General features: G+C 52.0%; 23 protein-coding genes and 1 tRNA gene. 5 read left to right on the forward strand and 19 right to left on the reverse strand.

Annotated features, from left to right (window positions below; genetic code table 11):
• Positions 1-177: 177 nt before the first annotated feature.
• The 14 genes from RIN56_20010 to sigZ form a co-directional block, all read right to left on the reverse strand.
• Positions 178-1,449, reverse strand: a complete 1,272-nt coding sequence (locus RIN56_20010) for a (Fe-S)-binding protein (protein MDR7869082.1) — start codon at positions 1,447-1,449, stop codon at positions 178-180.
• A gap of 18 nt (positions 1,450-1,467) precedes the next feature.
• On the reverse strand, positions 1,468-2,838 hold the full coding sequence (locus tag RIN56_20015; GenBank protein ID MDR7869083.1) for an FAD-linked oxidase C-terminal domain-containing protein: 1,371 nt from the start codon (positions 2,836-2,838) through the stop codon (positions 1,468-1,470).
• Between the two features lie 332 nt (positions 2,839-3,170).
• Positions 3,171-4,562 (reverse strand): sigma 54-interacting transcriptional regulator, encoded by a 1,392-nt coding sequence (locus RIN56_20020; protein MDR7869084.1) that lies wholly within the window; start codon positions 4,560-4,562, stop codon positions 3,171-3,173.
• 167 nt (positions 4,563-4,729) lie between these two features.
• Positions 4,730-5,959, reverse strand: a complete 1,230-nt coding sequence (locus RIN56_20025) for a lactate racemase domain-containing protein (protein ID MDR7869085.1) — start codon at positions 5,957-5,959, stop codon at positions 4,730-4,732.
• Between the two features lie 9 nt (positions 5,960-5,968).
• The gene (locus RIN56_20030) at positions 5,969-7,246 is read right to left on the reverse strand and encodes a TRAP transporter large permease (protein MDR7869086.1); all 1,278 of its coding nucleotides are present in this window, start codon (positions 7,244-7,246) and stop codon (positions 5,969-5,971) included.
• Positions 7,246-7,722, reverse strand: coding sequence for a TRAP transporter small permease (locus RIN56_20035; protein ID MDR7869087.1), 477 nt, complete (start codon positions 7,720-7,722; stop codon positions 7,246-7,248). Before RIN56_20035 ends, RIN56_20030 begins: the two co-directional genes overlap by 1 nt.
• Before the next feature lie 81 nt (positions 7,723-7,803).
• Entirely contained in the window at positions 7,804-8,823 is a 1,020-nt protein-coding gene (locus tag RIN56_20040; protein MDR7869088.1) for a TRAP transporter substrate-binding protein, read from the reverse strand.
• Positions 8,824-9,223: 400 nt separating this feature from the next.
• Positions 9,224-9,309 (reverse strand) — tRNA-Leu (locus tag RIN56_20045).
• A gap of 1,667 nt (positions 9,310-10,976) precedes the next feature.
• Entirely contained in the window at positions 10,977-12,140 is a 1,164-nt protein-coding gene (locus RIN56_20050) for a permease (GenBank protein MDR7869089.1), read from the reverse strand.
• Positions 12,141-12,307: 167 nt separating this feature from the next.
• Positions 12,308-12,673, reverse strand: a complete 366-nt coding sequence (locus RIN56_20055) for a putative zinc-binding protein (protein ID MDR7869090.1) — start codon at positions 12,671-12,673, stop codon at positions 12,308-12,310.
• Positions 12,674-12,691: 18 nt separating this feature from the next.
• Positions 12,692-12,922, reverse strand: coding sequence for a thioredoxin family protein (locus RIN56_20060; GenBank protein MDR7869091.1), 231 nt, complete (start codon positions 12,920-12,922; stop codon positions 12,692-12,694).
• Complete coding sequence (locus RIN56_20065; GenBank protein MDR7869092.1) at positions 12,912-13,259, reverse strand: metalloregulator ArsR/SmtB family transcription factor; 348 nt, start codon at positions 13,257-13,259, stop codon at positions 12,912-12,914. The genes RIN56_20060 and RIN56_20065 overlap by 11 nt, the downstream gene beginning before the upstream one ends.
• Positions 13,260-13,434: 175 nt before the next feature.
• Positions 13,435-13,866: a DUF2703 domain-containing protein gene (locus RIN56_20070; GenBank protein ID MDR7869093.1), complete on the reverse strand. Its 432-nt coding sequence runs from the start codon at positions 13,864-13,866 to the stop codon at positions 13,435-13,437.
• Between the two features lie 212 nt (positions 13,867-14,078).
• The gene (gene sigZ, locus RIN56_20075; GenBank protein MDR7869094.1) at positions 14,079-14,639 is read right to left on the reverse strand and encodes an RNA polymerase sigma factor SigZ; all 561 of its coding nucleotides are present in this window, start codon (positions 14,637-14,639) and stop codon (positions 14,079-14,081) included.
• Positions 14,640-14,802: 163 nt separating this feature from the next.
• Between sigZ and RIN56_20080 the strand changes: the two genes are divergently transcribed.
• Positions 14,803-15,177, forward strand: a complete 375-nt coding sequence (locus RIN56_20080; GenBank protein MDR7869095.1) for a putative zinc-binding protein — start codon at positions 14,803-14,805, stop codon at positions 15,175-15,177.
• A 104-nt stretch (positions 15,178-15,281) separates the two neighbouring features.
• Here RIN56_20080 and RIN56_20085 read toward each other — a convergent pair whose 3' ends face one another.
• From RIN56_20085 to RIN56_20105, 5 genes are all read right to left on the reverse strand, one after another.
• Positions 15,282-16,217 (reverse strand): permease, encoded by a 936-nt coding sequence (locus RIN56_20085; GenBank protein MDR7869096.1) that lies wholly within the window; start codon positions 16,215-16,217, stop codon positions 15,282-15,284.
• A gap of 24 nt (positions 16,218-16,241) precedes the next feature.
• Positions 16,242-16,601: a PadR family transcriptional regulator gene (locus RIN56_20090; GenBank protein MDR7869097.1), complete on the reverse strand. Its 360-nt coding sequence runs from the start codon at positions 16,599-16,601 to the stop codon at positions 16,242-16,244.
• Positions 16,602-16,774: 173 nt separating this feature from the next.
• Complete coding sequence (locus tag RIN56_20095; protein ID MDR7869098.1) at positions 16,775-16,978, reverse strand: hypothetical protein; 204 nt, start codon at positions 16,976-16,978, stop codon at positions 16,775-16,777.
• Positions 16,979-17,048: 70 nt separating this feature from the next.
• Positions 17,049-18,107, reverse strand: coding sequence for an ACR3 family arsenite efflux transporter (gene arsB / locus RIN56_20100; GenBank protein ID MDR7869099.1), 1,059 nt, complete (start codon positions 18,105-18,107; stop codon positions 17,049-17,051).
• A gap of 3 nt (positions 18,108-18,110) precedes the next feature.
• Positions 18,111-18,416 (reverse strand): metalloregulator ArsR/SmtB family transcription factor, encoded by a 306-nt coding sequence (locus RIN56_20105; GenBank protein MDR7869100.1) that lies wholly within the window; start codon positions 18,414-18,416, stop codon positions 18,111-18,113.
• 204 nt (positions 18,417-18,620) lie between these two features.
• Between RIN56_20105 and RIN56_20110 the strand changes: the two genes are divergently transcribed.
• From RIN56_20110 to RIN56_20125, 4 genes are all read left to right on the forward strand, one after another.
• Entirely contained in the window at positions 18,621-19,709 is a 1,089-nt protein-coding gene (locus RIN56_20110; GenBank protein MDR7869101.1) for a tungsten cofactor oxidoreductase radical SAM maturase, read from the forward strand.
• A 21-nt stretch (positions 19,710-19,730) separates the two neighbouring features.
• The gene (locus RIN56_20115; GenBank protein MDR7869102.1) at positions 19,731-20,360 is read left to right on the forward strand and encodes an RNA polymerase sigma factor; all 630 of its coding nucleotides are present in this window, start codon (positions 19,731-19,733) and stop codon (positions 20,358-20,360) included.
• A 75-nt stretch (positions 20,361-20,435) separates the two neighbouring features.
• The gene (locus RIN56_20120; GenBank protein MDR7869103.1) at positions 20,436-20,699 is read left to right on the forward strand and encodes a carboxymuconolactone decarboxylase family protein; all 264 of its coding nucleotides are present in this window, start codon (positions 20,436-20,438) and stop codon (positions 20,697-20,699) included.
• Between the two features lie 28 nt (positions 20,700-20,727).
• Positions 20,728-21,204: a putative zinc-binding protein gene (locus tag RIN56_20125; protein MDR7869104.1), complete on the forward strand. Its 477-nt coding sequence runs from the start codon at positions 20,728-20,730 to the stop codon at positions 21,202-21,204.
• Positions 21,205-21,611: the final 407 nt, after the last annotated feature.

The raw sequence follows: 21,611 nt of genomic DNA on the forward strand, positions 1-21,611 counted from the left end.
GCCTTTTCCTGCATCTTGGCCGTAAGGTAGTCGTAGGCGGTCAGGTAAACGATTTTTTCACCCTTGCTCACCATGCTCTGGAAGTCGAGAATACTCTTTTTCGCCATTTTGATTGCCTCCCTATTATTGTCTTAACTGTCTTTAGTCTCGCTATATTGGACGCCTAGCCTCCTTCCCTCAGTTGCAAAAAGTATCGGCGAGCAGTTGGACGGGATGCTTGACCAGGCAATCCACCCCGAACTCGCGCTTTCCATAGTCCAGCTGCATAAGGCATGACGGACAACCCGCCGTAACCACCTGCGCTCCCGTTGCGGCAACATTAGCCATCTTCTGTTCGAGAATTTGCCGGGCAGTCGCGGGATGCTTGAAACTGTAGGACCCTGCCGCGCCGCAGCACCAGTTGGCTTTCGGCATTTCCTGGAACGTCAGCCCCGGCAAAGCGGCCAGCAACTTCCTGGGCTGCTTGACAACACCCAGGCGTCGGCTGAGATGGCACGAATCGTGATAAGTAACCTTTATCCCGCCTAGGGACCGCGGCCCGGCCTTAAGGCCGGCGACCTCGGTGAGAAAATCCATGATGTCGCGGGTTTTGGCCGCAAACTCTTCGGCTTTGCCCGTCATCGCCGGATCGTGCATGAAGATGTGGCCGTACTCCTTGAGAGCGTGAGTGCATGTACCGCAATTGGTCACGATATAATCGACCTCCTGGCTGGCAAAAAACTCGATGTTCTTGCCGGCCAGCTTCCGGTGTTCGGAATGCTCGCCGCCCTCCTTGTGGGGTAGCCCGCAGCACACCGTCTCGGCAGGAATTACGACGTCGTAACCATGATTGATAAGCACCTTGACCACCGCCATACCCACGTCGGGATAGAGCGATTGCGTCAGACAGCCCGGATAGTACCCGACCTTGGGTCGTCCGCCGCCTCGGGTCAGCTCCACGCCCTTGACCAAATCCCCCAACGTTTTGTCTGGAGCCGGCGGGAACATGTTGGCCTTGGCCTTGAGCTCCGGGGGCAAGAGGTGAACGAGCCCCAGTTGCTTATTGAGGTCGATCATTTTTACTATCCACCGGAAAGACTGCGGATAGGAACAAGACTTAAGCATCATCATCTCGTCGAGCGAGTGGCCTTGCTTGCCGAAGATATCCTGTTTGATCAGGCCGACGAGCTCGTCTGTTTTGATCTTGGGCGGACATACTTCGAGGCAGGCCCCGCAGCCAAGGCACAAGTCGTTGTATAGCTTGAAAGTCTTGCTCACTCCCAGGCTTCCTTCTAGGTATTTCCTCGCCAAATGTACCCGACCTCTGGCCGACATCATCTCCTTACGGGTCGCCTTATACGTCGGGCAGACCGCTGTGCAGCGGCCGCAACGCACACAGTTGTCGGTATCGTGGTATAGCTTTTCCAATTCGGGAGTAACCCCCGGCTTTACGTTAGCCAGCTTTTCCATCTTTTCCACGGCGGTCACCTAAATAGCCTTTCCCGGATTAAGGATGTTGTCGGGGTCGAACACCGCCTTTATTCCTCGCATGATGCCAAGATTGAGCTCACTGTGCTGCAGGGGCACCAAGTGTTTCTTGGCGATGCCGATTCCATGCTCTCCGCTGATGCTGCCCCCGAGGCTGAGCGCGGCGTGATAGATCTCATCTTTAATAAAGGGGACCTTCGCCGTCTCTTTTTCATCGCGGGGATCAAAGCAAATGTGCGGATGTACGTTTCCATCCCCTGCGTGCCCGAACGTAGGCAATAGCATGCCATACTTGGCCGCGATCTCCTGGATCTTGGCCACCATCTCGGGCAGGCGGTCCCGCGGCACCACAGCGTCTTCGGCCACAACTGTCGGCTTGTACGCGGAAAGCGCGGCAAACCCCGACCGCCGGCCAACCCAGATAGCATCAGCTTCTTCCGTGGTCTGGGCCACTTTGATCTCGCGCGCGTTACACTCTTTGCACAGTTCGGATACGAGAATTATCTGTTTATCAACCTCTGAGGGACTTCCATCCACCTCGATAAGCAGCACCCCGGCAGCGTCGGTCGGATAGCCGGAATCGACGTAGCTCTGGATAAGGTTGACGCTCGTTTTGTCTAACAGTTCCAGCATCGAAGGGACAATCTTATGGTCGATGATTTTCGTCACCGTCCGCGATGCATCATGCAGATTATCGAAGGCGCAGACCAGCGTTCTTTTTGCTTCCGGCTTAGGTATGAGCTTCAGCGTTACCTCGGTGAATACCCCCAGGGTACCTTCCGAGCCGACCAGAATTTGCGTGAGGTTATAACCGCTCACATCTTTGGTGGTCTTGCCGCCTGTCCGTAAAACGCTGCCGTCGGCCAGAACGGTTTCGAGTCCCAGAACATAATTATGCATGACGCCATACTTAACCCCGCGCGGTCCTCCCGCGTCCTGTGCGACGTTCCCGCCTATTGTCGACATATTCATGGCCTGGGGATCGGGCGGGAAGAACAGGCCCTCTTTCTCAACCGTATTTTGGAGCTCAGCAGTGATTACCCCTGGCTGACAAGTAACCGTCAGGTTCTCCCTGTCTATTTCGATAATTTTGTTCATGGAGAGAACATCAAGGACAATACCGCCTTTGAGAGGAACAGTCGCGCCACAAAGGTTCGTGGCGCTTCCGCGGGGCACCACCGGCACCTTTGCTTTGTGGGCTATCTTCATGACAGCTATAACATCCTCGGTGGAATGCGCGAGCACCACCAGCTCCGGTTCGTGCTTATATGTAGAACAGTCGTACGAGTAGCAGGCAAGTTCCTCTTTTTCCGTCAAAACCTTATCCTTGCCTATCGCGTTGATAATCTCGCGTATCATGCTACTGACCATTTTTTGTCCCCTCCCATGAAGATCAAATATCCCCGCTTCTTGCGCAGACAATTTTAAATGTTAACCCCACGACCGTCATCATATTAAGTTGCGATTATTGTTATTTTTTTCACATTATATACCCCGCTAACGTTTTTTCTTTTCAATATTAATTAGAGCAATTTCCGTGCCAAATGTTATTAGAACCGGCGATGCAGGAAAATCAAGGCTTTTCACCCCAATATCCAATCTCTCCGGGGAAAAACGTGAGAATAATGTTACAATCGCGTGAGAAACAAAAATGCTCCGATTACGCCATCGGAGCATTCACGCGTATGAAACTACAACAAAATTCAAACGCTGTTTCTAAGTCTTTTCAGTTTATAAGCCACATGATAATATTCAATAGCGTAACCCATACTCTGCAGCTTTGTGGCAATTTTCCGCGCGCCGAAGCCTTTCTCCGCCAGTTCCTGAATCATACCGTCAACCTGAGAGGCTTTTACGGGTTCTTCGTCGATTATCGTCACCGGAATATTTTGGGGGTGTACCACGACACTGATCTCGCTTAGCTGGCGGGAAAGTTTGTTCACTAGCGGGGCCGCCGCATCGATGCTTGCATTTATCACATCGCGGAACTGGCGAACGTTACGCTCATAGTGAGCATTCAATATAATTTCCTTTGACTGTTCTGTAAAGCGGACGTTAAGGATGAGATTCTGGCGGATGCGCACCCGCTCACAATACTGCATCACGAAGTGGTCAAACAGCGCCTGCTTTTCTCCCAGACTTCGCTTCGCCAGAGGCGGAAGCTCGATCTGGTATTGGGCAAGTCTCTGATACAGTTCCGGAACAAACTCTTTTTTCAGATTTTTACTGGACGCGGCAATCACGATCAGCTCAACCTCACGGTCTTTGCGCCCGCCGATCCTCCGGACCATACCCGATTCGATAAGCTTCAGCAACATGGTCTGGTGCTGAACGAGAGAATGGGCCTCGTCCAGGAACAAGACTCCTCCATTCGCCAATTCGACCAGGCCGGGCTTTTCGGCCGCGCCGGTAAAAGCCCCCTTGTCGGTTCCGAAGATTTCCATAGCGGCGATGTCGGCGTTCGTGAACTGCCCGCAGTTTACCTCGATAAACGGCGCGTTCGGCCTGACGATGCCGTTTTTCACGGCGAAATAATACATAGCTTTCGCCAGCATCGTTTTGCCTGTTCCCGTCTCACCCGTTATCACCGAGTGCCTGGGCCCGCCGATGGCGGCGATACACCGCTGCGCCTTCTCCAGGACACCTTCCAGGCTATCACCTTTGCCGACGAAGTTTTCGAATACATCCTCCACCTGGCTGAAGGCCAGTTCCATTTCCAGGGTCTCCAATTGCCGCGAGAGCTCTTCGATTTCTGTTATATCCCGGAAGGTTGCCACACCGCCGGCGAAATTTCCGGCGGAGAACAGCGGAAACGCATTAACTATAAAAGTGCGTCCGTCGTCGTGGACAGTTTTAAAATCCCTGACCGGCCCTTTGCTCTTCAAGACTTGGAGAAGAACAGCCCGCGGGTAATACTCGGTTATGTGTTTGCCGATCATGCCCTCCTGGTCGGCATGCGCGTAGATGGCGGAGCTTTTATTCGCATAGATGATGTTCCCGTTTATATCTATTACGTTTACACCTTCACGCTGGGTATCCAGAATCATTTGATATAATTGTTCCCGATCCGTAAATGTACCCTGCAAAATAACCACCCCCAAAGCATACCGGAAAATCCGGCAGAGCTGGCATGGACGGATTTATGTCTACATTTAAATCATATCTCCTAAATCACTATACTACAACACACGTTTTTTGCTGATATGGTTATCCGCCAATCAAATACCAAGGACTAATCGTAACGATTAGCCCTTGGTATTGCTCATTCGTAAAGCTTAAGTTCGCCGGCATCGGTGAAGGGAAGAGCGCCGACAGGCGTGGCTGGCAGGTGGCCGAGCTCCGCCTTCAGTGCCGCCGACACATAGAGCGTCTCCAGTTCCAGAGTGTTCTTTATAACACACACCCGGGCCATCGCCGACGGTACAGGTCCGATTGCGCGAAGGGCGGCGGATATCGCATCCTGATCCCTTTCGAGGAATATAGGAATTTTGCCCCTTTCGAGGTAGGAGGTGGATAGGACGTTTGTATACATCGCGGCATGGTCAATCTTATCTACCAAGCGGCGGGTAGTGAGGTCGGCCAGACCGATACCAAGGGCGTTGCCGTAAGATTTATCGCTCAGATCGAGTACCACCACCCGTTTTATCCGGGGACTTTCTGGTTCCAGCTCGCCCTCTACCCGCATCCTGCCCAAGACGTTCGTGTCCATCCCGGTGCCGCTGAAGTTCTTACCCATTTCTTTCACGATCAGAACATCGATATCTTCCACAGGCAGCCTGGCCATCATCCTCCTTGCCTCGGCAAGCAGGTCGGGCTCCTCGGTGAGGAATTCATCAGGCAAGAGCAGCCGCAGCATGGCCGTTTGCTCGTGACTGTTCTCGATAATCGCCAGTCCGCCGACGACGCGCCCAGCGTCTATCGCCACTTTCGCAGCCAGCGGTATATTAGCCGTCAGTCCGTGGGTGTGCAGCGTCACGCACCCTTGGTGGTTGCCGAGGCCGATCGCCACCATCTTCGTAAGTCCGCTGCCCACATTCCCGTTGAAATCGGTATGCGGTTTGACGCGGTTTACGACGAAAACGCCCTCCGCCTCTGCGGCCGCCTTATCCAGGTAGACCGGCACCCCGCCGGGGGTTTTGCCAATCTCCACGACCTCCATGCTCGATACCACCGGCGCCCCCATGGTGGCTTCATCGATGCCCAGTTGCTTCAGCACCTTGGCCTGCCCTTCGGCGGTGGCCCCGCCGTGGCTGCCCATGGCCGGCACGATGAATGGCACCGCCCCGAGCTTTTTGAATTCGCCGATCACCGCCGCGACGATGGCGGCGATGTTGGCAATGCCGCGGCTGCCTGCAGCTACCGCCACCTTCTGCCCGGAGATGATACGGGAGCGCATGTCCCGACGTACGAACTCGCGGGCTACTGCGGCGGCGATGTCGGGCTCCTGCGGTCCGCCCAATTTCTGTTTGACCTCATACATCACCGGAAACATAAGACCCTCCTACTTCATCAGCAAGTCAGGCAGGAACATAACCGTGCTGGGTACATAGGTGATTATCAGAACGGCGACAATCATCGCCAGCAGCATCGGCAGTACGGCCTTGGAAATGCTCTCGATGGAAATCTTCGACAGGCCGCAGGCGACGAATAGATTTACCCCCAGCGGCGGTGTAACCTGACCTATGGCAGTGTTTACAACCATCATGACGCCGAAATGGATGGGGTCGATATCCATCTGGGTCACCAGCGGCAGGAAGATTGGGGCCAGGATGATGATGATCGCGTTGGTTTCCATGAAACAGCCGATAACCAGCAAGAGTACATTGAGCAGGAGCAAAATGACAATCGGGTTGTCCGAGAACTCGATAAATGCCTCGGCTACCTTGTCGGGAATCTGCTCACTGGCCATAATCCAGCCGAACACCGAAGCGGTGGCGATGATAAACATTACTATCGACGTACTCACCGCCGAATTGACGAGCAGTTTCTTAAGATCGCCGAATTTCAGCTCCCGGTACACGAAGAAGCCCACGAACAGCCCGTAGAACACTGCCACGCAGGCCGCCTCGGTGGGGGTGAAGATGCCGCCGTAGATGCCGCCGAGGATTATGACCGGCATTAAAAGCGCCCAGAAAGCGTCCTTGGTTGCGACTAAAAGGGCCTTGACGCTGAAGGTGCCGGTTCCTTTGTAGCCGCGCTTGCGGGCAATCCAGTAGGCGACAACCATCAGTGCCCCCCCGTAAATCAGGCCGGGGATTACGCCTCCCAGGAAAAGAGAACCGATGGACACGCCGCCCACCACACCGTAGGTAACCATCGGGATGCTCGGCGGGATGATGATGCCGATCGAGCCGGCCGCGGCCATGATCGCCGCGGCGAAGGCCAAATCGTAGCCTGCCCGTACCATCGCCGGGATCATGATGCTGCCGATGGCCGCGACGGTAGCCGGACCCGAACCGGAGATAGCGGCGAAAAACATGCAGGTGAGGATGGCCACCATGGCCAGGCCGCCGGTGGTCGCCCCCATCAGGGTGTTGGCCAGATTAATCAGGCGCCGGGATATCCCGCCCCCCTCCATGAGAGCGCCGGCGATCATAAAGAAGGGTATGGCCATCAGCGGAAACGAAGATGTGGAGGTAAACATTCGCTGAGCGACGACCGTGAGCGGAATGTCGGTGCCCAAAACCAGCCCGGCGGCGGCGGAAAGGCCCAGAACCACCGCGATGGGCAGCCCGAGAATCGCGAGCAGGACGAAGGAGGAGAAAAGGATTACTTCCATTACTTCGCACCTCCCCGCGTTAGTTGGACATGCAGCAGTTGGAGGGTGCGGATAAGCATGAACGCTCCGCCCACAGGCACTGATAGGTAGGCGTAATACATGGGGATACGCATCGCCGGGGACACCTGACCGGTGACAATCTGCTTATTCACGATTTCGAAACCGAAATACACCATGATAGCGAAAAATACAACGCTCAAAACGAGCGACAGGACCTTGGTGGCACTTTGAAGCTTCTTAGGCAGCAGCAAAACGAAGGCCTCAACGCCGATATGAGCCCATCTTTTCACGCCTACGCTGGCGCCCATGAACGAAACCCAAGACAGAACGTAGATGCCCAATTCCTCCGTCCATCGCAGCGGAAGTTCGAAAACAAACCGGAACAGTATCTGGCATAGGATAGCCCCGGACATTACTACCAGCAGGCCAACGCACAGGTATTCCTCCAAATTGTCGAACAGATGCCGTAAGTTCACTTATTTCCCTCCTGGAAGTGTGAGGCAAGCTGGCTTTGCCAGCTTGCCCTCACCATTTCTATATCGGGGAGTAGGGGATGACTATCTCTGGGCGTCAACTACCTTCTGGATCAGGTCCTTGCCGATGGTCGGTTCATACTGGGCCCAAACCTTCTTAACAGCCTCTTTGAACGGCCCCTTGTCGACTTCGAGGAGTTCCATCTTCTTCTCTTTCAGTTTGTCGATTAGTTCCTTGTTTTGCTGGGCAAGAAGCTGGCGCTCGTAGTCGCGGGCTTCCACCGCGGCTTCCCGGATAGCTTTTTGTTGGTCGGCCGGCAGTCCGTCAAAGAACTTCTTGGAGACCAGCAGCGGAGCGGCGGCGTAGAAGTGGCCGGTCAGGCTGCAATACTTCTGCACTTCGTAGAAACGGGAGGTCCAGATGATCGGCACCGGGTTTTCCTGCGCGTCAATCGTCTTCTGCTGCAGAGCGGTGAACAGTTCCCCGAAAGCCATCGGCATCGGGTTTGCGCCCATTGCCTTAAAAGTATCCATGTGGATGGGGTTTTCCATCAGACGGATCTTCAGCCCGTCTAAGTCCCCAGGTTTCTGGATAGGCCGCTTGCTGTTGGTCACATGACGGAAACCGTTCTCCCAATAAGTCAAGCCGACGATGCCTTGCGTTTCGAGCGTCTTCAAAACACCCTGGCCGATTTCGCCGTCGAGTACTTTATAGGCGCCTTTGTAATCGCTGAATATGAAGGGGAGGTCAAATACCAGAAACTGTTTGGTGAAACTGGCCAGCGGCGCCGTCGAAACCAGAGCCATCTGCTGAGTACCAAGCTGAAGTGCCTCGATCATGTCACGCTCGTTACCGAGCTGAGAACTGTGGAACACGTTGACTTTTACTTTGCCGTCGGTTTTCTTGTCGACGATCTCGGCGAATTTCTTCAAACCGAGTGTGTAGGGATGGTCGGGAGCCAGAACGTGACCGACCTTGATAGTGGTTACGCTCTTAGTGTCTTTAGCGGCATCGCCGCTCTTCTTGCTCCCGCCGCCACAGCCTGCAAGAGCCAGCGAGACACACAGTACCAGGATAATCAATAACGCCAGTTTCTTTTTCACGCTTTCGTTCCTCCTCGTAGAATAAACTCTGCTCTCTAAATATTGCAAAAACCATGCCATTTCGGCAATGAAGGCGCCATCTTCCGAAGAAACTAGCGAACAAGCTGACTTGTCTCACATTGTGAAACTTAGAACTTTGTGAACATTCTAACAAATGTGATAGAGCAGGAGCGGCATTCTAACACGTTTCTCACATTGCTATCATTCTCGCACCACTGGAGCTAGCAATTACTAGTTTCAACATTACTACTCCCCGAGTGCTTGTCCAACAACTCCCCGTACGAGGACCTCTTACGGATTATCCTCGCACTGGACAAAATGTATAAAATTGTTTATACTATTACATCGTGTACTTTGGGGAACGAAAAAAGCTCTCGAACATTCGAGAGCTTTTTGCTTTTGGTGCCCGGGAAGGGACTCGAACCCCCACGTAGTTGCCTACTGCGGATTTTGAGTCCGCCGCGTCTGCCATTCCGCCACCCAGGCTTGATATAGTAATAGAGTTGTCAAGTAACAATGGCAGACAAAAACATTTCGGGGCCCGGAGGAATACTGAATATGCTTGTATGGCAGAGTCGCTTCAAAATCTTTTGAGTCTGCCGATGTTATGTAAATTATATTTAAGGTGTGTTATATTAGTCTTAAATTTTATGCAACTTTGGACTTTTCTGGAGGTAGTTATAACACTATTAAAATCCTCTTATTCTGAAAGGTTATCCACCCAGGAAGAGCTCCTGGTAAAAGCGGAAAGCACCATTTCTGATCTTCAAGCGATAACGCAGCCCTACTTAAGGTGTTATTCATACTCACGCAAAAGCAGCCAAGCCTGAGATGATCCGGAAAAAGAAAAAACGCCCGGATAACCGGGCACTGAGTTTCAATCTAACGGAATCACCTTAACATCGCCTTTATAGTAGTGATAGCCAGTTACCGGTATATACGGGTTGCCGCAAGCCCCGCAATTGATACCCTGGTTTTTGAGCTCTTGAATGCCATTCAAGCGCAGGTTGTGAAACAAGAGTCTTTACGAGAAAGAAATGCTGTTTCTGTAGGATCTTTCATGAAACACATGCGCAGGAATGTAACCTATTCCAAGGTGTCTGATTAGCAAGGTTTAGCAACCTGGCCTCTTGGCTGGCGTTTTTGTGTGCAAAACCGTCCGCCTACTCTGGAATTCGTCACACTAACATGGGCTAAATAGCGACAGAATTTAATTGTAATGATAATATAAATATGATAAAATTATTTTATCTAAACATTTGCATTTCGGCTAAATTCGCCGTCAATTAACTGGAAGAACAAGCTATTTTCAGTTTTCGAGCAATTTCAATATTTGTGGACGAAGCCCTGCATTTGGTATAATATAAATGTATCGATTAGATAGCTAGCTTAACGCAATCTGGATATGAGATACAATGGCGGACTTTGATCCGAGGATTTAAATAAAAAAGAAACCATAACCGCTCGCGTGACAATCTTCGACAAATTTCTTAACAAAAGACCCGTTGGGCCGCACTTAGTGCGGCCCTAAGTCATTAAGCCATTCCGACCAAGGAGGATAAAGAATTCTACCTTGTAAACATCCGATAGTTTCCTTCGAAGCCTCCCCGACTGAATGGTTTGCATACATGGTTCAGCAGTGCTTGGCAACGAAAGTCGAGGTATACTTCTGCAATTCCTGCCAGGAGCTTTCAAGGTGAACAACGGAATCTTTTGCCCCAAATCCGGTGGATCTTTTGCCCCAACTGACTGAATCACATTCTTGTAAAAGAACGAGGCGCCAAAAGGCGCCTCACTATTTATATTCCATACATGAATGCCATTCAAGCGAATGGTGTCCAGTACACATTGCCTCCGTCCACAATCCTTATAAATCAATGATTTGTTGTACTTCCACTTCCGCCGTTTCCAGATAAAAGCAGATGTGTCCCTTAGACATTCGTTAGACACTAACTCGCTAATACGGTCTATTAACCCCAGTTTGCCTCTTTGCGAACTCGCAACCTATTATCCGACTACGTCCATTGTTCCGGTTCAAATAGGTAGTTCGTTAGACAAGTGTTCAACTAACTAATGCACTCATCGGGTGCGGCATTTTCCTTTGCCTATTGCCAAATACAATATCTATCTTATAGAGAACGACTCTTTACAACTTAAAACCAAGCACCGTACATCATACCCGTCACCGTCGCCATAATCACGACCAGCGACACATATACAAAGGTTTTCTCGGTCCCCATGACCTGACGCAGGACGACCATGCTCGGCAGGCTGAGCGCGGGGCCGGCTAAGAGCAGAGCGAGGGCGGGGCCTTTGCCCATACCGGAGCCCATGAGCCCTTGAAGAATTGGGACTTCGGTCAGGGTCGCAAAGTACATAAAGGCGCCGACTACACTCGCGAATAAGTTGGCCCACACGCTATTACCGCCGACAAGCATTGTTACATATTCGTCAGGTATGATACCGGCGTCAAGGCCAGGGCGCCCCATGAGGAAGCCTGCTACCAATACGCCGCCCAGCAGGAGCGGGATGATCTGCTTGGTGAAAAACCAGGTGCTGTCGCGCCAGTCGATCAGTTCGCTCTTAACAAACCAGGCTGAAGATGTGTATATCACCACGGCAAGGCTAACGCCGGCCAGTATCCATTTATAGGCGTAAACGGTGGCAAAAAGGCCGGGTTCAATCGGTTTGCCCCAGTTGGCGAATACCAGGAATGCGACCATACCACCGAAGTAGACTACTTCCTGCCACAGCTTCCGGCTAGGCTCCTCCCCTTCCGGCATTGCGAAGGCTTCCTTTTTTGCGGCCTCTTCCTTCCTGTAGATGAACGCCATGATCAGGCCGATGACGATCGAAAACGCCACCGCGCCAACCGCTCTGGCCACGCCCATCTCAAAGCCTAATATCCTTGCTGTGAGGATGATCGCCAATACATTTATGGCCGGGCCGGAATAAAGAAAGGCGGTTGCCGGGCCGATGCCGGCCCCTCGCGAATATATCCCCGCGAATAGCGGCAAGACCGTGCAAGAGCAAACGGCTAGAATCGTCCCCGATACCGAGGCCACGCAGTAGGCAAGAACCTTGTTTGCTTCAGCGCCGAGGTATTTCATCACAGCCTGCTGACGGATGAACGTCGAGATTGCCCCAGCGATAAACAACGCTGGAACCAGGCACAGTAAAACGTGCTCGCGCGCGTAATCGTTAAGCATCCTGAAAGCCTCAAGTATCGCGCTTTGGAAGCGCCCGCTTTCGGCCGGCATGAAGTAGGCCAGCAGAAAGACCGTGATAATGGCTAATAGCTTCTGTAACTCTGACATGGTTACCACCGTCCATTAATATTTATATTATTATTATATTATAAATTTATCATATATATTTAGCTTTGTAAATAGCTTCCACTTCTATTTTCGAAAGGATCTTCCATCGATTGTCCAGTGCCTTAAAGAATCAGCCACCCCGGTTGATACCTGGGTGGCTGTCACGCTTATTCAACTATGGCCAAAATCCTGTTTTTGGTCAGCGCTATTTCTTCCTTATCAGGCAAGAGTTCAGGTTTCCGCTCGATACCCCAATCGGTAAGGACAAAGTGGTGACACACGGGAACTTTCGCGGCTTCGAGAGTCTTACGGGCGCAATTCCACCCACAACCATCTACGGCTACTACTCTTGAAGCTTTGGCGAATTTAACGATTCCGTTAACGTGGGCGCAGACCCCGGCGAGGCATGACATCTCGCCGTGTCCATCAGCAGTTAGTTGCCGGCAGGCTTCGTTAGCGATTTGGCCAACATTCGAGCCGCCGGAGCAGGCGAAAAACACGGTTGGATAAGCCGAAAATGCGCAGCTATCCATGTTAATCCCCCCGCCATCTTACTTCAGGTATCCCTTGATTTCGTCCTTCCCGGGCACCTTACCGGAAACTTTTACAACACCATCGACAACAAGAGCGGGCGTCGACATTACCCCATAATTCATGATATCCTTGATGTTTTCCACCTTGGTAATATCTGCGGATATGCCAAGTTCGGCGACCGCCTGTTTTGTATTTTCGTAGAGATTGGCGCACTTCTGACAGCCCATACCGAGGACTTCAATTTTCACCGGTTCCACCTCCTTTTCCCAGATGGCTTAGAAGATTCTGGCTTTCACTGATTTGATCGCCGATTGTCTTTTCCACCGCCCTGATTACTTCAAGCACAGAAGGATGTGTTATCCGATAAAAAACCTTAGTCCCTTCTTTGCGTGAATCTATGATCCCCTGCTTCTTCAGCACTCCTAAGTGCTGCGAGAGGTTAGACTGCTCGATATCGATTTCGGTTATCAGTTCACAAACGCAGCGTTCTCCGGGCGTCAACAGCCGCAGTATTCTTATGCGGGCCGGATGCGACAGCGATTTAAGGAATTCAGCCGTAAGCCTTGTCACGATGTCTTCAGCCATACGCTTCCCCCTCTAGTAATATTATATGTTTATAATATTATAAATGTGTCTATTTGTAAACATTTTCTTGTTCAGTCTGGAAGCTACTGCGGCCGCTAACGCGCAAAACATGATAAATTACGCCTTGTATTCCGCAACAAAAAAGGACGGGGCTACCCGTCCTTTTGATTCAAAGTTACCTGTTGTTCTTGGCAGCGAAAAATCGTTTTAAGTTGTCGGGTACTTCCTTAACGGCCGGGCGTGCAGCTTGTTGCCCGCCGTAAACATGCCTTAGTATCGCGTCAACGATCATCGCCTTGGGCGGTGTAGTATATTCCCGGCCCCGCCATATCCAAACCCGGCAGTCGACGTCTTCCCCACAGACATCCCCACATGACTCGCATAAGCTTTCCTTGCCGTCAAGCTGAATGTCCTGCCCGTTGATACGGATGGTAGGTGAGCTAACAAAGCCGAGTTCGCGGGCCTGATTCTCGCTTTCCACCAGTATCTTGCGGACATCGATTTCGTGTCCGGTAGCCCTCAGAACGGTTGCCACTTCTGCTACGGCCTCTTCCAGGCTGGCGTCGGTCCCTAGGCAGCGGTCGCATACCGTTAGGTCGATGAACATGAATTCGATAAGCAGACGCTTTTCGCCGCTTCCCCCAGGGGGACAACAATTCGCTTCACTGGCGGCGCCTGAGCAGCACCCGCTTTGCGCAGGTTTATCGATACTCTGACAACCGCAGCCTTTTGTCTTTTGTTCCATTGTGGTTTCCTCCCGTCATTTATCGTTGAACCCGTATATTAAGACGGAGGTTTCGCCAAAAGGACGCAGCTTTTTCACGACAAATCACAAAATGGGTTAGTCTTTTCCTTTTGCTTGTAATCGACAATGTTTCCACGACGGTCAAGTTCAAGGCTGCAGCAGCCAGTAATCAGTTTCTTCAATTTCCGCTTGGCCCTCTGGACGCGCGATTTGGTGCCCGATAGAGACAGTCCCAGCATTTCCGCTGCTTCCTTCTGCGTCAAGCCCTGATACTCGGTCAGCAGTAAAGCCAGCCGGTCCTTTTCGGAAAGGTGACCGACCATTGCCGGCAAGCACCCTGCGATCTCCTTATTGCCATTCTCTTCATACTCAACCGTTGCCCGATCGGAGATCCCTTCAAGCGGTTCGGCAGTCTTGCGGGCGCGATAGTAGTCGTTTATTGTATTGCGGGCAATCTGAAAAGCCCAGGCTTGGGCTTTTCCTGCTTCTTTCAGGGTATCAATATGCCTGTAGGTACGGAAAAAGACCTCCTGCAGCACATCTTCGGCGTCCTGCGGGTTTGCTATCCGCCTGGCGATAAAGATATGGAGGCTGTGCGTAAACTCTTCGGTAAACAGATTAGCCGTACCACTCATTTCTTTCCACCATCCACCTGGACAATATACTTTCCGCAGAGAACGTCAATTTGGTCCCGCAATACAGCCACCCTCTTCTAACCAACTGTTGACATTGTCAATTACTGGTTTTATAATTTTATCATATTATAATATATTTGTAATTAAAAGGAGGAGAAAGTCCATGTCATGCAACTGCGGGTGCCAAGCGAGCAGCGCTCCGAAAATCGTATATGGATGCGCAGGGTGTGCAGATGTTGGTGGCGTTGCGGACGCCGTCAGCCGGAAGCTCAGGCAAGACGGCTTTGCCACGAATAAAGCCAGCTGTCTCGCCGGAATCGGTGCTGGTCTTCAGCCTTTCATCGACGCTGCGAAAGCCGCCAGTATGGTCGTTACGATTGATGGGTGCGAAACAGGCTGCGCTATGAAGACCATCCAAAACATCGGCATCGAACCGCAAGCCATTTTCCTTACCCAGATGGGGCTGGAAAAAGGCAAAACCGTCCCTGCGCCCGAGCTAACTGAGAAACTGTGTGGAATGATTGTCAGCCGTTTTTAGCTCAAAAGGGTTCTCAAGCACAAATATGCATCCAGGCAAGGCTGCTAGGCGTGAGGCGAGCAGCCTCGCTTTTTATTGCTGGCAGTCGCGGAGTATTCCCCCATTCAGATAATGGCCGTCTGTAAGACCTGAAAAATATATCCTGCAACAATCGCAACAAATAGAATCGTTACTACGAAAACAGCTACCAATCTTGCCTTGAAAATGGACGCCAAAAGCGTCACCTCAGGTATGCTGGCCCCGGCGCCGCCAATGATCAGCGCTATTAATGCGCCGAGACTCATTCCTTTTTCGAGTAGCACCGAACTAATCGGCAACATCGTTTCAACCCGTATATACATTGGCACGCCGACTACGGCTGCGACGGGAATCGCCAGGAGATTATCCGGGCCTGCGACCCGGATGATAAATTCCTCGGGAACAAAGCCATATATGAACGCCCCTATTCCCGCCCCGAACAGCAGGTATGGCAAAACCTGACGAAATAGCGCCCAAGTCTGTACTCCTGCGCGTTTCGTCTTATCCTGCCAATTAACAGGCATAGTGTCCGGCTCGACGGGCCCGCAGTCGCAGCAACAGCAAGTGCTCTGCTGGCCAGCCATCTTGTAATCGCTGGCAAGGCCCATCCGTTCCCATACAGCTCCGCTTAGGACGGCGGCTATAAAAGTGACTGAAGCGTAAAGAATTGTTACCTTCCAGCCCAACAATAGAAGAAACAGGGCAAGGATAACCGGGTTGAGTAGTGGAGAAGCGACGAGAAAAGACATGGTCGCCCCGAATGGAGCCCCGGCACTCATCAATCCGACCAGAATCGGAATGGTGGAACAGGAACAGAACGGCGTTAGCGCCCCGAAGAAGGCTCCAAGAATATTCCCAGTCCACTTCGACGGTTTGGTAAGAAAATTCCTCAGCGTCTCCTCGGAAATGAACTCCCGGAGCATCGCGACAAAAAAAGATACGCCGATAAACAGGGCAAGCAGTTCTCCCGTTATGAACAGAAAGTATTCGCCCGCATTTATCAGATCGTTTAACGCAAACAAGTCGTTACCTCCTTATTTACGGCCTTATAGACACTTCTGCGAGTCTTCCTCCACAGCACGTAGAATATGGGCAGACACCTCGGTCCACGCCTGTGCACCTACCACGTATGCCTGACGTCCTTCTTCAGTGATTGTGTATACCTTACGCTCGCGGCCTGAGACGAATTGAGTCTCGACACTCACCAATCCGTTGTCGATGAACTCCTTCAGCACCGGATACAGACTACCCTCAGTAGGAGCACAGCATCCGCCGGTGATCCCGGAAACCCGTTTGGTAATTTCATACCCATGCAACTGCTCTTTATACAGCACATGTAAAATGAAAAAGCGCGACAGGCTCATTTTTATCAGACTGGCCCAGTATTCTTTGGACTGGTATTTCAATATATATTCCTCCTATGCATTATATCTATATGCATAACCTTCAGACATATGTTACAATGCTCGTGCTTGCCGCGTCAAGAAAAATATTCCATATGGAATGAAAAAAGAATAGCCGCAGAATAACTGCGACTATTCGGCGAAACATCGGATGTTCTACCTGCACTGTCTCCTGATTATCTATTAGCAACAGCCTCACCGGTGCTGGGTGCATTTTGCTTTAACTTAATCAACAGCGTTTCTAACTTCGAAACAGCAGTCTCCACTTTAAGCCTGGCTTCGTTAATCGCCAAACACTGCTGTAGATCGGAAAATTCCGTTTGATAGGCTTCCTCCAATCTTCCCAGACAACTGTATAAGTCCTCTATTTCCTTAACCATCTTCTACACCGCCGATCACTAGAACCTTGTCATTTCGATACTAAAGGTCCGGTACTGTTTGAGGGCAATACTACCCTTGCTCGCACTTGCCCTGGTCGAACCAGTGCTTGGTACGGTTGCAAAAATCGCACACCGAGAGCATCACCGGCACCTCCACCAGCACGCCGACGACCGTCGCCAGCGTCGCCCCGGACTGGAGACCGAACAGCGAGATGGTGACCGCTACCGCCAGTTCAAAGAAGTTGCTGGCGCCGATCAACGCCCCCGGCGCGGCCACAGAGTGGGGCACCTTCAACCATTTGGCCAGGCCGTATGCCAGCGAGGCGTTGAAATACACCTGGATAGTGATAGGCACGGCGATAATGATGATGTTGAACCAGTTGCCGAGAATGACTTCGCCCTGGAAGGCGAAGATGATGACTAGGGTGGCGAGCAGGGCTATGATGGTTACAGGCTTCAAGGGGGCGAGGAAGTTGTTGTTGAACCATTCCTCCCCTTTGGTACTCAGCAGATATCTTCGTGTGACGTACCCGGCCGCCAAGGGGATCACGATATATAAAAACACAGACATGAAGAGGACGTCCTTCGGTACGATGATGTCCGATACTCCTAGCAGGAACATGACGATAGGCGCGAACAAAGCGAGCATAATGAGGTCGTTGACCGCCACCTGGACGAGGGTGTAGGCCGGATCGCCGTCGGTGAGATAGCTCCAGACGAACACCATGGCCGTGCAGGGCGCGGCCGCCAGAATAATGACGCCGGCGATATATTCGTTAGCGAGTTCTGTGCCGATAAGGCCGATGAACACATGCTTGAAGAATAGCCAGCCCAGGAAAGCCATACTGAACGGCTTGACGATCCAGTTGACGAACAGGGTGATGAAGAGACCCTTCGGCTTGTCGCCCACTTTCAAAATGGCGCCGAAGTCTATCTTGAGCATCATCGGGTAGATCATCAGCCAGATCAGCACCGCGATCGGCAAATTGACGTGGCTGACCTCCATCTTGCTCAGAGCACCGACCGCCCCCGGAAAAAGCTTGCCCAGAATAATGCCTACGACTATGCAAGCCCCCACCCAGACGCTGAGATACCGTTCAAAGAAATTAAGTCGCTTTTCGCCGGCCATCGTTTACTCCTCCTCACTGCAAGTACGGACTCTCTCTACTTTGCCGCTCGTTCTATATTGCTCGAAAAACTTCTCTATCGCCTCAAAGGATCCGCTGTTGAGGCTGTAGTATATCCATTTTCCTTCCTTCTTGTCTTTCACCAAGTCGGCCTGCTTAAGCACCCGCAGGTGATGGGATATCGTCGGTTGCGACACCTGAAATGAATCGATGATATCGCAGACGCACAGCTCTTTACCGATCAGCAGTCTCACAATCTCAAGCCTGGTAGGATCCCCCAACGCCTTGAACACCTCGCTGATGTTCTTCATGATTTATCTTCACCACCTCGAAAGTTCTCGATTATCCAAGTCCTTATAGCATCCCTGACAAACACCAAAAGGACTTTCTTTTTTGATGTTGGCATAAATATGCTCCTCTGCTATTATTATTATATAGATATGCATCGATTTATCTATATATTACTATAACGCAAATCTACCGGTCAACGGTTGCATAACTTGGGAGGAGCTACTGTGAATCATTACCGTTTCAACACAGGCAACGAGATCGTCGAACTGCCTCTTCAGCCGGACATTCGCAAGATTTACCTTGAAGCAACCACAGAATGTAATTTTTCCTGTGTAACCTGTATCCGTCACGCCTGGTCGGACCGAATCGGGGCAATGGATGAAGCAACATTTACCCGGATTATGGCCAGCCTAAAGTATTTGCCCCAAGTCGAAACGATACATTTCGGTGGGTTCGGCGAGCCGTTGACACATCCTCGCATCCTCGACATGCTTGCAGCTTGCAAGAGCGCGGGCCCCAAGATCGAAATGATAACAAACGGATCATTGCTCAACGCCGATGTTGCCAGAAACCTTATCGATATTCCTCTTGACTGGCTGTACGTCTCTCTTGATGGCCCCAGCGCAGAGTGCTTCGGAAAAATTCGCCCCGGTGCCGATTATGACGCAGTAATCGAAAACATTGCTCGGTTACAGCAGTTAAAAAAGGCGAGTGGCAGAAAACTACCCCGTCTCGGTATCGAGTTCGTGGCCACCAAAACTAATTTCGCCTCCCTGCCCGCCATGCGGCGCACCATAGACGCCCTGGGTGCCGAAAAGTTCATTGTCACCAATATTCTGCCGTACCACGCGAGTATGAAGGACGAGATACTGTACGACGAGGACGTTAGCCTGGACGGGTTCGGCCACGAATCAGTGCTGCTCGCCTCAAAGATCTCGCCGAACATGAAACTGAGAACTCAGCGCAACTGCAAATTCGTTAATGACAGGGCAGTCGCCGTCACCTGCGACGGTGGCGTCAGCCCGTGCTACGCCTACATGCACAACTATAAGTGCTTCATCCTCGGGCGCGAGAAAGAAATCTTCGCCCAACATTTCGGCAACGTCAGTCAGCGTTCGCTGGCAGATATCTGGACTGACCCCAAGTTCGCCGTGTTCCGGTGGACCGTCCGCAATTCCCAGTACCCTTCCTGTACTGACTGCCGCCAGGTAGACGGGTGCAGGATGGCCGACAGCAACGAGGCCGACTGCTGGGGCAACCAGCCATCCTGCGGAGACTGCCTCTGGGCGCGCGAACTCATCGCCTGCCCCTAGAAAGCGTAAAGGAGTATCCCGATGTCTGAAAACACGCCGGATTTTGACCGGATATACGCCGATCACCGCCCGATGATCCGCCGCTACCTGGCACGGCTGGCCGGAGAGAACGAAGCCGACGACCTAACCCAGGAAACCTTCATCAGGGTGAACCAGGGCTTAGACACGTTCAAAGGCCAGTCCAGCATTTCCACCTGGATATATCAAATAGCTACCAACATTGCCGCCGACAGGCTGCGCAGCCGCGTCTTCAAACAGGCGGCCTCCACCGTTTACGGCCCCGAACACGATCAAACACGAAGCTCTGCCTGCGCAAGCCCGCCACCTTCCACGGAAGACCAACTGGTCCGTAAGGAGATGAACCAATGTATCCAGAGCTATGTCGGTTTCCTCCCCGGCAATTATCGGACCGTTCTGATCCTCAGCGAAATGGAAGGGTTAAGGAACAGCGAGATCGCCGCCATTCTCGGATTGAGCTTAAGCACAGTAAAGATAAGGCTTCATCGCGCCAGGGAAAAACTCCGGCAGGAGCTCGCCGCCAACTGCATCTTCTACCGAACTGACTGCAACCAGCTAGCCTGCGAACCCAAAGGACCGGTAAGAAGAAATGCCAAACCACTCGCCCTGAGAAAAACGCCGCTCAAAAAATGAGCGGCGTTTTTATTTCTTAGCGTATCCTTTTAGCGGCATTTTTCGTCTAAAAGGGTGAAGGAGGTGAAAATCAAAATGTCTTTAGGTGCGAAAACAATTGCCATGATTTCCGTCGGAGCCTCGGTGGCCGCCAACTGCCACCCCTGCCTGGAGTACCATACAGCCAGGGCCCGAGAAGTCGGCCTGACCGACCAGGAAATAAAAGCCGCCACAGAAGTCGGCAAAGCAGTAAAAGATGGCGCCGGCAAGTCGATGGAAAAGCTTATCGCCAAACTATTGGCCGAAAACCCTGCGCCGGCTCAGCCGGGCTGCGGTTCGGGCTGTGGCTGCGCGCAATAGCAGCAACTAAGTTTCAGGAGGAAATAAAATGTCTGGATGTTGTACCTCATCGTGCGTCACGGGGCGAATATGCCCCGATGGGCAGCGCTACTCAGAGAAGCAGATGGCTCTGCCACCCAAGAAAGCCGTAATTGCCTGCGAAGGCGCTTGCATCAAAGGCGAGGTCGCCCGATCCGCCGCCAACCTGCTCGCATACCGACTCCAGGCCGATAACGCGGTCCGTATCTGCCTGGGCGATGCCGCCACCGGCGATTCCGGCATGGCCGAACTTGTCAAACGGGCCCCGGAAGTCGTCGCCATCGAAGGGTGCCCCCTCTGCTGCGGGCTCACAGTACTAAGATCGCGGATTCCCGATCTCGCGGCAACCGTTATCGACGCCAGCAAACTGTATTCTTTCGACCGGGACGCCAATTTCGAAATCTTCGACCTGTCGAGAGAACAAATCGAAGGATACGCCGGCATCGTCGCCGATCACACCGTCAGGAAGTGCTTCGACCAAAACTAGAGTCGGCATACGAACTCTGGACCCTAACTGACGAAAGGAGACTCACTATGTGTTGCACTGGCCCGCTGTGGGGCGGGTGGAGTGGCTGGGGAATGCCGTGGATAATGTTCCTCGTGCCGATATTGATACTCGTCTTAATGTTTCTGGCCTGTCGCTTCTTCAGGCCCAGGTTCGCCTACTGGTGCGGTCACCAATCGATGCCAGGCGGCCAATGGGCTGAAGAAGTCCGCAGCTTGCGCCAAGAAATGGACGAATTGCGTAAAAGCATTAGGAAATAGCAGATTAGCTAGCTAATGAAGAAAGACTGCCTACTGGACTGAACCCTATCCAATAGACACGAATAAAGAGGCCTATCGCAGGATTTCATGAAATTACGCAGACTGACGTCGTTGTTCAAGCGGCGTCAG

The organism is Sporomusaceae bacterium, from assembly GCA_031460455.1.
Taxonomy (GTDB): Bacteria; Bacillota; Negativicutes; order Sporomusales; family UBA7701; genus Anaeroselena.

Bases quoted from the DNA above. Each gene is read 5' to 3' on its own strand.
- RIN56_20015 (MDR7869083.1), bottom strand. From the start codon at position 2,838: ATGGTCAGTAGCATGATACGCGAGATTATCAACGCGATAGGCAAGGAT.
- RIN56_20080 (MDR7869095.1), top strand. From the start codon at position 14,803: ATGTCATGCAACTGCGGGTGCCAAGCGAGCAGCGCTCCGAAAATCGTA.
- RIN56_20125 (MDR7869104.1), top strand. From the start codon at position 20,728: ATGTCTGGATGTTGTACCTCATCGTGCGTCACGGGGCGAATATGCCCC.
- RIN56_20095 (MDR7869098.1), bottom strand. From the start codon at position 16,978: ATGGTTAAGGAAATAGAGGACTTATACAGTTGTCTGGGAAGATTGGAG.
- RIN56_20070 (MDR7869093.1), bottom strand. From the start codon at position 13,866: ATGTTCATCGACCTAACGGTATGCGACCGCTGCCTAGGGACCGACGCC.
- arsB (MDR7869099.1), bottom strand. From the start codon at position 18,107: ATGGCCGGCGAAAAGCGACTTAATTTCTTTGAACGGTATCTCAGCGTC.
- RIN56_20010 (MDR7869082.1), bottom strand. From the start codon at position 1,449: ATGGAAAAGCTGGCTAACGTAAAGCCGGGGGTTACTCCCGAATTGGAA.
- RIN56_20030 (MDR7869086.1), bottom strand. From the start codon at position 7,246: ATGGAAGTAATCCTTTTCTCCTCCTTCGTCCTGCTCGCGATTCTCGGG.
- RIN56_20115 (MDR7869102.1), top strand. From the start codon at position 19,731: ATGTCTGAAAACACGCCGGATTTTGACCGGATATACGCCGATCACCGC.
- RIN56_20055 (MDR7869090.1), bottom strand. From the start codon at position 12,673: ATGGATAGCTGCGCATTTTCGGCTTATCCAACCGTGTTTTTCGCCTGC.
- sigZ (MDR7869094.1), bottom strand. From the start codon at position 14,639: ATGAGTGGTACGGCTAATCTGTTTACCGAAGAGTTTACGCACAGCCTC.
- RIN56_20120 (MDR7869103.1), top strand. From the start codon at position 20,436: ATGTCTTTAGGTGCGAAAACAATTGCCATGATTTCCGTCGGAGCCTCG.
- RIN56_20050 (MDR7869089.1), bottom strand. From the start codon at position 12,140: ATGTCAGAGTTACAGAAGCTATTAGCCATTATCACGGTCTTTCTGCTG.
- RIN56_20105 (MDR7869100.1), bottom strand. From the start codon at position 18,416: ATGAAGAACATCAGCGAGGTGTTCAAGGCGTTGGGGGATCCTACCAGG.
- RIN56_20025 (MDR7869085.1), bottom strand. From the start codon at position 5,959: ATGTTTCCGGTGATGTATGAGGTCAAACAGAAATTGGGCGGACCGCAG.
- RIN56_20065 (MDR7869092.1), bottom strand. From the start codon at position 13,259: ATGGCTGAAGACATCGTGACAAGGCTTACGGCTGAATTCCTTAAATCG.